Annotated in this window: 12 protein-coding genes and 2 pseudogenes; 3 read left to right on the top strand and 11 right to left on the bottom strand. The window is 66.3% G+C overall.

Translation table 11 applies throughout. From position 1 onward, the window contains the following. The 8 genes and pseudogenes from GC106_RS49960 to GC106_RS15950 form a co-directional block, all read right to left on the bottom strand. Positions 1-366 (bottom strand): annotated as a pseudogene (locus tag GC106_RS49960) (helix-turn-helix domain-containing protein); the annotation flags it as partial. 301 nt (positions 367-667) lie between these two features. Beyond that, complete coding sequence (locus tag GC106_RS15980; RefSeq protein ID WP_173130544.1) at positions 668-1,363, bottom strand: NAD(P)-dependent oxidoreductase; 696 nt, start codon at positions 1,361-1,363, stop codon at positions 668-670. Positions 1,364-1,399: 36 nt separating this feature from the next. After that, positions 1,400-1,621, bottom strand: a complete 222-nt coding sequence (locus tag GC106_RS15975) for an NAD(P)H-dependent oxidoreductase (RefSeq protein WP_246365898.1) — start codon at positions 1,619-1,621, stop codon at positions 1,400-1,402. Next, on the bottom strand, positions 1,618-2,715 hold the full coding sequence (locus tag GC106_RS15970) for a hypothetical protein (protein ID WP_217280546.1): 1,098 nt from the start codon (positions 2,713-2,715) through the stop codon (positions 1,618-1,620). The genes GC106_RS15975 and GC106_RS15970 overlap by 4 nt, the downstream gene beginning before the upstream one ends. 35 nt (positions 2,716-2,750) lie before the next feature. Further along, on the bottom strand, positions 2,751-3,689 hold the full coding sequence (locus GC106_RS15965) for an RNA polymerase sigma-70 factor (protein WP_173130541.1): 939 nt from the start codon (positions 3,687-3,689) through the stop codon (positions 2,751-2,753). An 8-nt stretch (positions 3,690-3,697) separates the two neighbouring features. Continuing rightward, complete coding sequence (locus tag GC106_RS15960; RefSeq protein WP_173130538.1) at positions 3,698-4,888, bottom strand: NAD(P)/FAD-dependent oxidoreductase; 1,191 nt, start codon at positions 4,886-4,888, stop codon at positions 3,698-3,700. Positions 4,889-4,962: 74 nt separating this feature from the next. Beyond that, complete coding sequence (locus tag GC106_RS15955) at positions 4,963-5,364, bottom strand: hypothetical protein (protein WP_173130535.1); 402 nt, start codon at positions 5,362-5,364, stop codon at positions 4,963-4,965. Positions 5,365-5,466: 102 nt separating this feature from the next. Then, a complete protein-coding gene (locus GC106_RS15950) occupies positions 5,467-5,814 on the bottom strand; it encodes a rhodanese-like domain-containing protein (protein ID WP_173130532.1) in 348 nt (115 codons plus the stop codon). Between GC106_RS15950 and GC106_RS15945 the strand changes: the two genes are divergently transcribed. After that, positions 5,801-6,523 (top strand): aminotransferase class IV, encoded by a 723-nt coding sequence (locus tag GC106_RS15945; RefSeq protein WP_173130530.1) that lies wholly within the window; start codon positions 5,801-5,803, stop codon positions 6,521-6,523. The genes GC106_RS15950 and GC106_RS15945 overlap by 14 nt on opposite strands. 96 nt (positions 6,524-6,619) lie before the next feature. Further along, on the top strand, positions 6,620-6,742 hold the full coding sequence (locus tag GC106_RS48795; protein ID WP_281368497.1) for a hypothetical protein: 123 nt from the start codon (positions 6,620-6,622) through the stop codon (positions 6,740-6,742). Here the strand turns inward: GC106_RS48795 and GC106_RS15940 are convergent. Both GC106_RS15940 and GC106_RS15935 read right to left on the bottom strand, forming a co-directional pair. Beyond that, positions 6,729-7,169, bottom strand: coding sequence for a MerR family transcriptional regulator (locus tag GC106_RS15940; protein ID WP_173130526.1), 441 nt, complete (start codon positions 7,167-7,169; stop codon positions 6,729-6,731). The genes GC106_RS48795 and GC106_RS15940 overlap by 14 nt on opposite strands. Before the next feature lie 19 nt (positions 7,170-7,188). Beyond that, the gene (locus GC106_RS15935; RefSeq protein WP_173130524.1) at positions 7,189-8,202 is read right to left on the bottom strand and encodes an MDR family NADP-dependent oxidoreductase; all 1,014 of its coding nucleotides are present in this window, start codon (positions 8,200-8,202) and stop codon (positions 7,189-7,191) included. Positions 8,203-8,342: 140 nt separating this feature from the next. Between GC106_RS15935 and GC106_RS15930 the strand changes: the two are divergent. Next, positions 8,343-9,253, top strand: a pseudogene (locus GC106_RS15930) (tyrosine-type recombinase/integrase); the annotation flags it as partial. 837 nt (positions 9,254-10,090) lie between these two features. Here the strand turns inward: GC106_RS15930 and GC106_RS15920 are convergent. Then, positions 10,091-11,956 carry an NACHT domain-containing protein gene (locus GC106_RS15920; protein WP_173130518.1) on the bottom strand — a complete coding sequence of 622 codons (1,866 nt, stop codon included), beginning with the start codon at positions 11,954-11,956 and terminating at the stop codon, positions 10,091-10,093. Positions 11,957-12,361 lie beyond the last annotated feature (405 nt).

The raw sequence follows: 12,361 nt of genomic DNA, 5'->3' as shown, positions 1-12,361 counted from the left end.
GTCCAGCTTCCCTCCACGGGTCGCCGCGTTCCGGCGCAACTCCCGAGAAACAGTTGACGGGGACCGTCCCAACCGGCCGGCGATGTCCCGCACGCCCACCCCCTGAGCTCGCAGCACAGCGATCTCTTCCCGCTCCCCGAACGACAGATAGCGGCTCGCCAACGGTGTCGACGTGAACGTAGGCATGCCACCACGCTGCCGGAACCACCGAGTGCCAGCCGCCTGCGACACGCCCACAGCGACCGCACCGTCCACAGTGGTGACCGGAACAAGGTCGGCAGCCCGTGCTTTCCACTGTGCGCGGCGATGTCGCGAACGGCCATCAGCGGGCCCTGTTTCCGTAGCGGCGGTTGAACTTCTCCACACGGCCCGCGGTGTCCATGACCCGTTGGTTGCACCTGGAAGCAGTTGCGGCGGCTCTACTACGGAGCCGACCGTATCGGCGCAGAGGGCTTGATCATGTCATCAACGATCATCCCGCCGACCGCACTGACGGCGGCACCACCGCGCTCATCCCGGTGCGCGCCGAGCGGACGTGCGCTGGCTCGGTCAGGTTGTCGCCGGCAGGGTGACGGTGATGATCATTCACTGCGCCCTTCGCGTTACAGTCCCTCGCACGCGTACCCAGGGCGGTAGCGACTCGGCGGCGGGATGCGGATGAATCGGCTCAGCTCTTGGCGAGTGCTTCGCGGCGGATCCACCGGAGCAAGGTGGGGTTGTCGACGGTGGTGATGACGCCGACGGTGGTGCGGAGGTAGCGGTCGTCGTTCAGCAGGGCCAGCATGCTCGCGGCCAGGTCCGCGCGGGCGGTGAACCTGCCGTCGGCGTGGCCCTCGACGAGGGTGTAGTCGGTGACCGACGGCAGGTGGAAGAGCCCGCTTGGGCGCACGATCGTCCAGTCGAGATCGCTGGCGCGGATCAGCGTTTCCATCCGCCGCATATCGTCGTACAGCGTCTTACCCAGCACCCGCGTCACGTATGGCAGTAATACTCGGTTGAACAGGAATCCACCGTCGGAGTACGAGTGCGGGTCGACCCCGGCCGAGCTGACCGCGGCGAGCCGGCGCACCCGGTGCCGTTGCATCGCGGCGATGATATTGGCCGCACCACGCGAATAGGTGCTGATTGGTTCCTTCCTGGCGGGCACCCCGAGCGTCGAAAGCACCGCATCCCGCCCCGCCACGGCGGCGTCGACGGCCATCGGATCGAGCACGTCGGCACCGACTACCTCGAGCCGGTCATGGTGCAGCGGAAACGCGTCCGGCTGCCGGGTGATCGCGGCGACCTGATGTCCGGCGGCGAGTGCCTGGCCGGTGAGCAGGCGGCCGGTGGGACCGTTGGCTCCGAAGACCGTGATGTGCATGAAAACTGTCCTTCCTCTGGTAGGGCATCTCGCTGGTCAACGGTTGGGAAGGTGTGCGCAACGGGCCGAGTGCCTGCGCCCACACCAGCATTCGCGCGGCGTCAGCACCACCTGCGGCCCGATGTCGGCCATCCGCGGCACGCCAGCTTGCGCGCGTGGCTTCTGCACCGCCATGACCGCGCCGTAGGTGCCGTAGCCGACGTAGGCGACCGGCTTGCCGCCCCACTCCTCGTAGAGGTGGTCGATGGCGTTGGTCAGTGCGGCGGGCGGAGTGGTGTTGTACTCGGGTGTGACGACGATGTAGGCATCGTCTTAGTGGCGTCGGCCGGTGATGTGTACGTCGTCCGAAGTCCGGCTGCGGCGTTGGCGGCACGGCGTGCGCGGAGGCCGCCGACGAGGCAGAGCACTGCACCGAGCGCGATCCAGGCGATCAGGATGGTGACGGCGTGGGTGGTGCCGCGGCCGTCGAAGAAGGCGGTCGATCGCAGCACCTGGCCGCCTGCTCCGGGGGGTAGTAGTTGGCCGAGCGTGCCGGACCAGCCGGGCAGCATCTCGGGTGCGGTCGCCGTGCCCGAGAGTGGGTTGCCGATGAGCATTATGACCACGGCGCCGATCCCGATTCCGGCGTATCCGAGCAGGGATTCCAGCCCGAGGACGGTCAGGGATGTGGCCGCGATGGTCAGGGTGAGAGCGCCGGCGTTGGCTGGGTAGGACCCGCTCAGGGAGCCGAGCCAGAACTGCAGGATCGCTGCCACTGTCAGGCCGCCGATGGTCGCGAAGGCGAGTGCCCCGGTGACCCGGCGGACGGTGCCGTGCACGAGTCTGGTCAGCAGCACCGCGGCCAGCAGACCACCCATGACCAGTGGCAGTGCGCCTGCGGCCAGGCCGGCGCCGCGCGGGTCGTCGGCGGGCAGCGCGGCGAGGTCGCGGACGGCGACGGGTGTGCCGGTTTTGTCTGCCTGGCCGAGGCCGGTCGCCATGGTCTGCAGGGTTTGGGCGACTGCGGTGCTGGCGGCTGAGGCGACGATGACTTGCGGGGGGCCGGAGCTGAGGTCGATCGCCCCGTACACCTGCCGGTCGCGGATAAGTTGTTCAGCGGCATCGGTGTCGGCGACTTCGGTGATCTCGAAGCCGCCCGGCAGACGTTGATCGAGCGCGGTGCGGATCTGTGCGGCCGCGCTGGCCGGTCCAGCGACAGCGATTGGCACATCGTGCACCGACGACCGCACTGACGGCCAGGCGAACGCGATGAGCAACATGCCCGTGATCGCCGTGAGCAGGACGACGACGCCGGCCACCGTCGACCATCGTGACGGAGGGGTGTCGGTGGCGAGCGGTGCTCGCGGGGTCATGTCTACTCCTTGAACAGTTGGGCCGTGACCGGTGTTCACCGCAGGGTGAGCGGGGTCGCGGATTCGATGTGGGTCAGTTTCTGCGGATTGCGGACGTAGTAGAGGCCGGTGATGCGGGTGTCCACGACATGCATCACGATGACGCCGTCGGGTTCACCGTCGACATGCAATGCCAGTGCCGGGCCGGCGTTGACCATGGTCGGCTCGACAGTGAGCAACACGTCGTTCCTGGTGAGTCCGCCGACGATGAACCGGGCCACCTTGTCGGCGCCGACAATCGGACGCGGGGTGGTCTGTTTGATACCGCCGCCGTCGCTGATCGCGACAACGTCGGGGGCGAGCACGTCGAGCAGGCCCTGCAGGTCCCGGGTCTCGAGCGCCCGCTGAAAAGCTTCGAGAGCCGCCTGGGCCTGCCGTGCGGTGACCGCACGGCGCGGCCGGCGGGCTTCGACGTGGCGGCGGGCACGACGGGCGATCTGGTGCACGGCGGCGGGGGTCTTGTCGACCGCGGCCGCGATGTCGTCATAGCCGATTCCGAATGCTTCGCGCAGCACGAACACCGCCCGCTCGGTCGGGCTTAGTGTCTCGAGGACGAGCATCAGCGCCATCGACACGCTTTCGGCGAGTTCGATGTCGGCGGACGCATCCGGTGCGGTGCGCAGTGGCTCCGGTAGCCAGGAGCCCACATATGCTTCCCTGCGGCGTTTCATCGAGCGCAGCCGGTTGAGCGACTGTCGGGTCGTGATCCGCACCAGGTAGGCGCGCGGGTCGCTCACTTTGGCTACGTCGACCTTCACCCATCGCAGCCACGTTTCCTGCAGGACGTCTTCGGCGTCGGCCGCTGATCCGAGCATCTCGTAGGCGACGGTGAACAGCAGATTGCGGTGTACGACGAACGTCTCCGTCGCGTCGACGGTGGCGTGGTCCTCGCTGTCGGCCCGCCGCTGCCCGTCGGGTGCACCTGTTGTGTCCATGGGGTGTCTCAGGCGATCTGTGCGGGCGCGTCGCTGTGCTGGGCCCGCAGCAACTGCGGCCTGTGCTTGCCGTCTTTCGGCCAGGAGTGCGAGCCGGGCTTGTGCGCTTCGGTGATCAGGTGTTTGACGCTGGCGGCGCAGGAGAACTCCTTGAGCGCCTTGCCCACGAGCCCGCTGAAGTAGATCCGCATCGCTGTGTCGTCCTTGTGGCCGAGCTGGAAGATCCCGGTGTGGCGGCCGAAGCTGATGCACATGGCGGGGAACGACAGGTCGATCGGTGCCGGCTGCTCACCCGCGATCCGGTTCAGGACGGTGTCGGCGGCGTGGGCGCCCAGGCAACCTGCGGCGTAGGCGCTCATTCGGAACGGCAGGCCAGACGGGGCTGACGAGTCACCTGCCGCGACGATTCGCTCCTCATCAATGCAGGTCAGTGTTTCGTCGGTGAGCAGGCGCCCGGCGGCGTCGGTGCGCAACCCGCTGTTGGCCGCCAGATCGGGCACACCGAAACCCGCGGTCCAAATGGTGACCTGACTCGCCAGCGTGCGGCCGTCACCGAGTTGCACGGCCTCCCGTGTCACCGCACTGACCGACGCAGCCGAGCCTTCCAACACATCGACCCCCAGCTTGGCGAGGTACTTGCGGGCGGTGCGCCGAGCGCGGGGGTGCAAGTACGGGCCGACGACACCCCCGCAGACCAACGTGACGCTGCGACCCTGTTCTGCCAGTTCCGCGGCGGTCTCGATGCCGGTCGGGCCACCCCCGACGACCGTCACCGCAGCCGTCACAGGGGTGTCGTCGAGCACTGACCGCAGTCGCTGCGCCGCCTCCAGTGTGGAGATCGGGTACGCGAACTCGGCCGCGCCGGGCACCTGCGGGCCGGCGCTCCCGCTGCCCACCGCGTAAATCAGGTAGTCGTAGCCGATACTGCCGCCCTCAGCCAGCGTCACACCCCGTCCAGCTGCGTCGATCCGTGTCGCGCCGTCGACGACCAACTGGACGCCCTCGGCGAGGATTTCCGTGTAGTCGACGACCGCATCGTGGGTCCCACCCACCAACTGGTGCAGACGCAGCCGCGGGACGAAGACCGGGCGCGGATTGATCACGGTCACCGTCACGTTGTCGCGCTGCGTCACACGGTTGGCCGCCATGACACCGGCATATCCGCCGCCGATCACGACCACGTCGATGTTCTTGCTCACGGTGTCTCCTTCGCTCTTGGGGATCGAGCACAAGACACCGCATCGACGAAAATCCTGACACCATGTGAAGCAGATCACCCAACCGGCGGCGCGAGCGAGCTGCGCCGCGGACAGCTGGCGCAGTTCTGACTGGCAGGACCCAGACGCTTGGAGGCGTTGACCCGCGCATTGGTGGAGGGATTCGCCTGGTGTGCACTCGGGTTGTGCGGCTTCCCCGACGAGCGGGCAGCGATCATCGAGATGCACCGGGTCCTACGTCCCGACGGGACGGTCTTGCTGCTCGACCACGTCGGCAGCCACCACCGGTTGATCCGGGGGGCGATCAGCTCCAGCGCGCGACGCTCGGCGGCCTGAGCCTGCCTGGAGTGGCCGAGCTCGCGCATCGGCTCTGCGCGGGTGGCGTGATAGCGGTGGCAATGGTCCAGCACATCATCCAATGTGGACAGCTCAGTCAGTGCGGCCTCGGAGCCGGCCACGTGGTGTGCAGAGCGATGGCGCGATGCGGCCAGCTCAACTTCTCCTTGCTCAGGAGAAGACTGACAACACGCCCGATTCGGCACCGCGCCTGAAAATCTCGGTCAGGTTGCCACCGGTAGGTCGGCCAAGCGCCATTCGAGCATGCCGTCGGCCAACCGGCGAGCCGGGCGACCGGCTGCGGTGAGCAGGCGGACCGCGTCGTGGGCGAACACGCAGTAGGCGACGCGGCAGTAGGCGACGATCTCCTGATCGAGCGGGAGTTCAGCCAAGCGCTCGGCGAGATCCGCCAGCGGAATCGACACCGCGCCGGGGATGTGCCCGGCGGTGTATTCCTCGTGCGGACGCACGTCGATCACGGTGGCGCCGCCGGAACAGACCCGTCGCAGCAACTCCTCGCGGGTAATGTGCGGACACGGGGATCGGGTCGAGCAGGCCTTGCGCAACGCCATCACCCAGCGCCGCCCGGAGCTTGGTGTGATCTTCCATTCCGATCGGGGCTGTCAGTACACCTCCGGCCAGTACGCCCGGCTCGCGCGCGACAGCGGGGTGCGGCTGTCGGTTGGCCGGAAGGGACAGTGCTGGGACAACGCGGTTGCGGAGTCGTTCTTCGCTTCGATCAAGACCGAGCTGCTCGATCGGCAGGCGTGGCCCACGAAAGCCTTGGTGCACAAGGCAATCTTCGAATACGTGAAAGGCTGGTACAACAACCCGCCGGCGGCATTCCAGCCCTGGATACCCCAGCCCGGCCGCCTACGAAGCGGCCCAGGAAACTGCTACCGGGCTTGCGGTAGCCTGACCACATATCGACCTTGTCTGTCGAATCGGGTCAATCCCACCCACGGCTGCGTAAACCCTGGTCACACCCTGAAGCCGACTTTTGGAACCCCACAGGTCCGGACCGCGCCACCTTCCTCGGGTCCGACAGGTCCGTTGCCGCTGGCGGTGGTGGAACACGAACACGTACTCCCGGCAGTGAAGCATGTCGGCGAGGTGGCCAAGACCTACTACCTCCGTCAGGCCGTCAAACAGCACTTCGACGACGCCGCGTTCATCGACCGCCGCGGCAGGCTCAGCGAAGCGACGATCTGGAACCTCGCCTTCTGGGACGGCACCGCGGTGGTGTGGCACACGTCGACATCCGCACCGGGATCACGATGAGCATCGTCTCGCAGGCAACTGGACCGCCTCGGCGTCCCGCAGCGTGTCGAAGAGATCACAGTCGAGGATCTGTCCACATTGGGCAGATCCGTGGTCATGAACTCATGGACGCCGGGCGTGCCCGTGCGCCGGATCGGCGATGTGTTCCCGCCCGATGCACCGTCCTTTGTGGAGGTTTTCCGCCGCGGCTACGAAGCCGAGCTGCTCACGTCACCGTGAACTCATCGCTTATTTGGCGTTCACACGGATTCAGTCGGCGTCGCATTGCGACCGCCTGCTGGTCAGGTCTATGGAACTGTTTGTCGAATCGGTGAGTGAGCGCGTTGGCCAGACGACGGCGCAGTTCGGTCAGCCGCTCGATGCGCTTGTCGAGCTCGGCCAGCCGCCGGTTGGTGATGTCGACGATCGGGCAATCGCCAGGTTGCTTGAGCGGCATGTCCAGGCCTTCGACCACGGCCTGGACATCACTGATCGTCAGTCCTGCTGCCAGCAACTCCCGTACGATCCGTAACCGGTGGACGTCCTCCTCGTCGTACTCACGATGGCCCGATGTCGTGCGCCGCGCCGCGAGCAGCCCTCGCTCTTCGTAGTAGCGGAGCGCTCTCGGGGTAAGCCCCGCCGCTGCCGAAGCTTCGCCGATCCGCATTCCTGGTCCTCCCCTGGACTTACAGCTCCACAATCACCGCACCGATATGGCGCCCTTCAAGCAACTCGCACAACGCACGAGGTGCCTGATCGATGCCTGACAGACGCGTGTGGGGGAAGACAAGCGTCTTGTCGCGGAGCCCACGACCGAACTCCCGCATCGCTTGGGGAGTGGCATCGAGGTGGTCGCTGCCCGCGATGCCGCGCAGTGTGATCCCCCGCAAGATGAGTGCGCCCGTGTCGATCGTGACCGGAGCACTGAAGCCACCCGACGTCTGGCTGGACATCGTGCCGATGAGCGCGACGCGAGCGCCGCGTCGGGCAACCGCCAGAGCAGCAAGCAGTTGCTCGCCGCCGACGTTGTCGAAGACCACGTCGATGCCATCCGGAGCCGCCGTGCGCAATTGGTCCTCGATAGCGCCCTCACCCCGGATGACCACGGCGTCGTACCCCAGTTGTCCGACCAAGTACTCACCCTTGCGCCGGGAACCGGTGCTGCCGATCACCCGCGTGGCACCACGCAGCCGAGCGAACTGCCCTGCAAGGGAACCGACACCACCCGCAGCACCGGTCACGAACACCGTGTCCCCACTCCGCACCTCGGCAGTCCGCACAACGCCGAGCCATGCAGTCAACCCCTGGGACAGGTGCGCACCCAAGTCTGGCAACGAGTCAACGTCAGCACGCCGCACATCAGCCGCGCCGACGGCGGCATACTCCCGCCAACCATGGTTGTGCACGACGAGATCGCCAGGACTCAAGTCAGTGTCCGCCGAAGCGATCACTTCGCCGATGGCCGGTCCCCACAAGGTTTGACCTGGCTCATACGCCGGCATGGGCAACCCGATGTCGCCGTCCATGAGCGTGCGCATCACAGCGGTGACGCTCATCATCCGATTGCGGACAAGCACTTGGCCGGGGCCGTACTCGGGAACGGGAGCCTCGACGACCCGGAGGTGATCGGTCCTGAACGTCCCTTCCGGACGGGCAGCGAGACGCACCTCACGATGGACAGTAGGAACAGCAATGGTCATGGCGCCGACGTTACGAGTTGACGTTTACGTCAAGTGCAAGCCGTGAAGCCCTCGGAGGGTTGTTCCCGCAGACGAGCGAGTACCTGATCGAGGGCACGCCGCACCATGTCAGGCACGCCGTCGCGCCGCAGGTCGGTCAGGAGCTGCATGTTGATCCCCTCGCCGAGTCCACCGTGGCATCCATCTTCGCCACGTTCTCCACCATCATGAACGCCGTCGTGCGCGCCCGGCTGATCCCCGTCAACCCGTGCTACGGCGTCCGGGTCACCGCCGGCGCCTACGAGACCGAGTACCTGGTGGCGACGCCCACCCAGGCGCTCCGCGCCGCCATGCGCTTGTACGAAACCATGGGCCTGCCGGGGTTTGTGCTGTGTCTGTTGGACTTCTACACCGGCGCCCGATGGGGTGAACTCGTCGGGCAGCAGCCCCACGAATACGACCCCGAGCGACGCGGGATCAACATCCGCACCCCGCTGCTCGAGGTGAGCGGCGTGTTGACCAAAGGCGGCAAGACCGTCAATGAGCTGGCGGCGACGCCGGTCAGCGCGGTCCAGCCGCGGCGGGTTCGGGGCAAGCAGCGCGGCCGGACCAAAACCCCAGCCGGTACCCGGCTGGTGGAGCTGCCGCCGAGCATCGCGGTGTTCTACGAGCTGCTGATCAAGGACTGCCGCACCTGTTTGTGTTCACCACGCCCGAAGGGCAGCCGCTGCGGCGGTCGAACTTCCGGCAGCGCTACTGGCGGCCGACCTGGGACGGCGTCGATGTGGACTACCCCACATCACCCGACCATCAGCCTCCGATCCTGCCCTGGATCACCTTCCATGAAGGACGTCACACCCACTCCACCTGGCTGATCGAGGACGGTGTCCCCGAGGTCGCCCGGCGGGCCCGGCTCGGGCAGAAGATGAAGGGCATCGCCCGCACCTACGACCACGTCACCCCGGAGATGCGCCAGCAGGTCCTCGACGTGCTGGAGGCCCGGTGGCGGGACGGGCTGGCCGGGCTCACCGCGACGGAGCGTGCCAGGCTGGTGTCCTGGTTCCCGCATCTTGCCGCCGAAACCGGCGTGCAGGGTTCTACAATCGATCTACAAAGGATCTTGGTGGACACAGAAAAACCCTCCCTCGTTGATCGCGAGAAAGGGTCTCTGACCTGGACAAACGTCCTGGTGGGCGATACTGGGATTGAACCAGTGACCTCTACCGTGTCAACTAAGATCAACAATCTCAGTGACCTGCGGAAACACGACTTCTGCACGTCGCACATAGCCGTTGGGAGCCGTTGGGTGCAGTTCAACGCAGTTGAGCGCACCTAGCGGCTCCCAAACTGCTCCCACCTCCTGCTCCCACGGGCTTCGGGCAGCAGGCCGCACATCGACCGGTATGCCGCAGGAGGCGCGCCGACGTCCCCCGCTAGGTGAACCACGCGGTTCGGTGCCAACTCGGATCCTGCCGATGTCGATCAGCTGACAGGTGTGACCGATCCGGCCGTTGGGCATGGTGGTTTCTCCTTGCCTGGTAAAGATGTCACCGGTCGAGGCGGTCGAACAGCGTCGCCGAGCAGTTCCTCGGGTGTCTCGACCTGCGGCAGGTGACCGATGCGGGGCAGCACGGTGAATGTCGAGGTCGGGATCGCGGCGGCGTACGCCTTGCCGTATGCCGGGTCGACGATGCGGTCGCTCTCTCCACACCACGGCGGTCAGGTCGGTCGTCACAAAACTGATCTTGAACACACTACGTCGCGTCTCCAGCCACCGCCGACTCAGGACTTACTCGTGACCCCCGCGTTCTGCCTTCCGCCCGATTGTCAGGCCACCGCCGACTTTCAGCGCCGCAGCAACTGCACCGCCGTGAACGTGTCGTACTCGGAGAACTCGAAACACCTCTGGTCATTTCGGCTGGTCAAGAGTTGCGAGGTAGTCCTGCAGGCAAGCATGACGGAACTGGTAGGCCGCTCCCGCCTGGCGCAGGACTTGCCTGTGCACCGCAGTGTTGAGTAGTGGCAGGAACCGAACCCCGCGACCTCGTGACCACCAGGTCATTTGGACCACGGTCAGCTGTAGGGCCGGGCCAAGTCCCGATGGGAGCCCGGCAACGAACCCAAGTGCCAACCCGACCGCCAGATCGGCCATGAGCCCACCGATGAGCCCGAGCACAAGCACGGTTCCAAGCCCGAGGACGAGACTCCGTCGCAGATCAGACTGATAGAGCTCCAATGGGCTACCAGCACGTGCTGTAGCAGAAGGATTGGCCCAGAAAGCCGCGAGTTCCACAGCGCGCTCAGGACCAACCCCGGACACCAGAAGATCGCGCAGTTCCCTATACGTAAGCCACCGCAAAACAAAAGTTCGGGGCCCCAGCTCGAACCCGGACACAACTGCCGCCACGAACCCAATTACGAGCCCGAGCAGGACTCCCCTGCCACCCGTGAGACATACCGGCAGCGCAGCCACGAGCCCGAAGACGAGCCTGGTGGGCCAGGAGGGCACCCAGGCGAGGATGTCCCACCAGAGCAAGTCCCGGCGGGCGCCCATGTTCCGGGCCATCCAGGACAGCCATCGAGTGGCGCGGGCGCGTTCGGCGGGGTCCGGGTAGGCAAGGATGAGAGACCGCGCGAGCAGGTGCTGCAGCAGCGTGTCAGGGCTGGGATAAGCGCGGGTGTCGAACAACTCGGCAGGATCAGCGCGCGTGTAGGTCTCGCGGGCGAGGCTGAGCGCCAGCGGGGTCCTCAAGGTGCGGGCGGCGACGCTATCCGGATGATCGCGCAGTTGATCGGTGACGTACTGCCAAGCCATGCGACGCTCACCGAATTGTTCGGCAAGCAGAAATGCTGCGGCGTCGTCAACGTCGACCGGCAGGACCTCGACAACAGCAGCTCCGTACAGTCGCCCGTCCCTGATCGCCGCATGGTATTCGCGGGGACGGCTAGTCAGTACCACCTTGAGTCCGGCAGCGTCGCGGTCGACCTTCTGCAACGCCCGCCCTTGGATGGCGGGCGCCATCTCGTCCAGCCCGTCGAGGAACAACGCGACCTTTCCGGTGCGGATCAGTTCCTTGGCGATGGCCCGACCGCCGTGGACGCTGGCAGACAGAGCGGGATAGTCGCGGATCAAGGTCTCGGCCGCCCAGTCCTCCAGGGAGATGCTGTCCGGGTTCCACCCGCCAAGGGACAGCCACACCGGTATGGGCACGCGGGAGCCAGCCTGTCGGTGTTCCAAGATGTCGATGAGCAACAGCAACATCGCGGACGTCTTGCCCGCTCCTGGCCCACCGAGCACCACGATCCGCCCTCGTGTGACGTCCAGGCATTCGTAGAGTTGCTGGCGGAGCTCCGTCACAACCCCGGCTGTGAGTACCTTGCCTGTCGACCCCAGCACCAACCCACCGGAGACTGCGGGCAGGTCGGGTTGCAGCTCCGCCGCGGGAACGGCGAAATCCGGGCTCCCCCACGCCCACCGCACGGATGCTGGCGAGGGATTAGTGATCCGTCGATCCTTGGCCTCACGCCGCCAGTACCGCAACGTCTCGTTGGCCAGGTACTCGACTGCCACCTCCGCGTGCCCGTTCTCTGTCTGCTGCGCATTGACGCGTCGGAAACCCCGTGGCCACAACACCACAACCGCGACTAGCACCGCTAATACCCCGGCCAGCGCGCCGACCACCTGTGCATTGCCTATAGCAGCATCACCGGCCACCCGCCCGGTGAACATCCACACGACGCCAGCCAGGCCAGCGGCCACCACGACCACGATCACTATTCGTCCAGTCGTTCGCACCTCCCAGATTCTTCCGCAGCCGCGCCAGGCCTAGGTAGGGCGTCACAACCGTCCCGGCGGGTGTTCATCCCAGCCCACTAACTGGTGATCGTCACCGAGCACGAAAACCCACCAACGCCGAGAAGAGCGTGATCGTGCGCCGCCAAGGCCTGTACTGCTCACACTTCATCGAATGGACACAAGCTCGGATGCCAGGACGCTGACGAACCGACCCGCGGCAGATTCGGCAGCTTCATCGAGACGTCCACGGAAACACCGAGCAACTCGACCTCAAAACTCCGCTGCCGAGACGCGAGACTGCAAGCCGACTCGCCGCAAGCCGACTGGCCCAGGACACATAGAAAGCGCTGCTCACGACCTTGGAACGCCTCCGCCTATGCCGAC

Source organism: Kibdelosporangium persicum, from assembly GCF_013280595.1.
GTDB lineage: Bacteria > Actinomycetota > Actinomycetes > Mycobacteriales > Pseudonocardiaceae > Kibdelosporangium > Kibdelosporangium persicum.
The sequence above is the reverse complement of the archived record's forward strand: the minus strand, read 5'-3'. Positions and strand labels throughout refer to the sequence as shown.

Coding starts and splice junctions, on each gene's coding strand:
- GC106_RS15980 (WP_173130544.1), bottom strand. CDS start 1,363: ATGCACATCACGGTCTTCGGAGCCAACGGTCCCACCGGCCGCCTGCTC.
- GC106_RS15970 (WP_217280546.1), bottom strand. CDS start 2,715: ATGACCCCGCGAGCACCGCTCGCCACCGACACCCCTCCGTCACGATGG.
- GC106_RS15965 (WP_173130541.1), bottom strand. CDS start 3,689: ATGGACACAACAGGTGCACCCGACGGGCAGCGGCGGGCCGACAGCGAG.
- GC106_RS15950 (WP_173130532.1), bottom strand. CDS start 5,814: ATGGCGTTGCGCAAGGCCTGCTCGACCCGATCCCCGTGTCCGCACATT.
- GC106_RS48795 (WP_281368497.1), top strand. CDS start 6,620: ATGAACTCATGGACGCCGGGCGTGCCCGTGCGCCGGATCGGCGATGTG.
- GC106_RS15940 (WP_173130526.1), bottom strand. CDS start 7,169: ATGCGGATCGGCGAAGCTTCGGCAGCGGCGGGGCTTACCCCGAGAGCG.
- GC106_RS15935 (WP_173130524.1), bottom strand. CDS start 8,202: ATGACCATTGCTGTTCCTACTGTCCATCGTGAGGTGCGTCTCGCTGCC.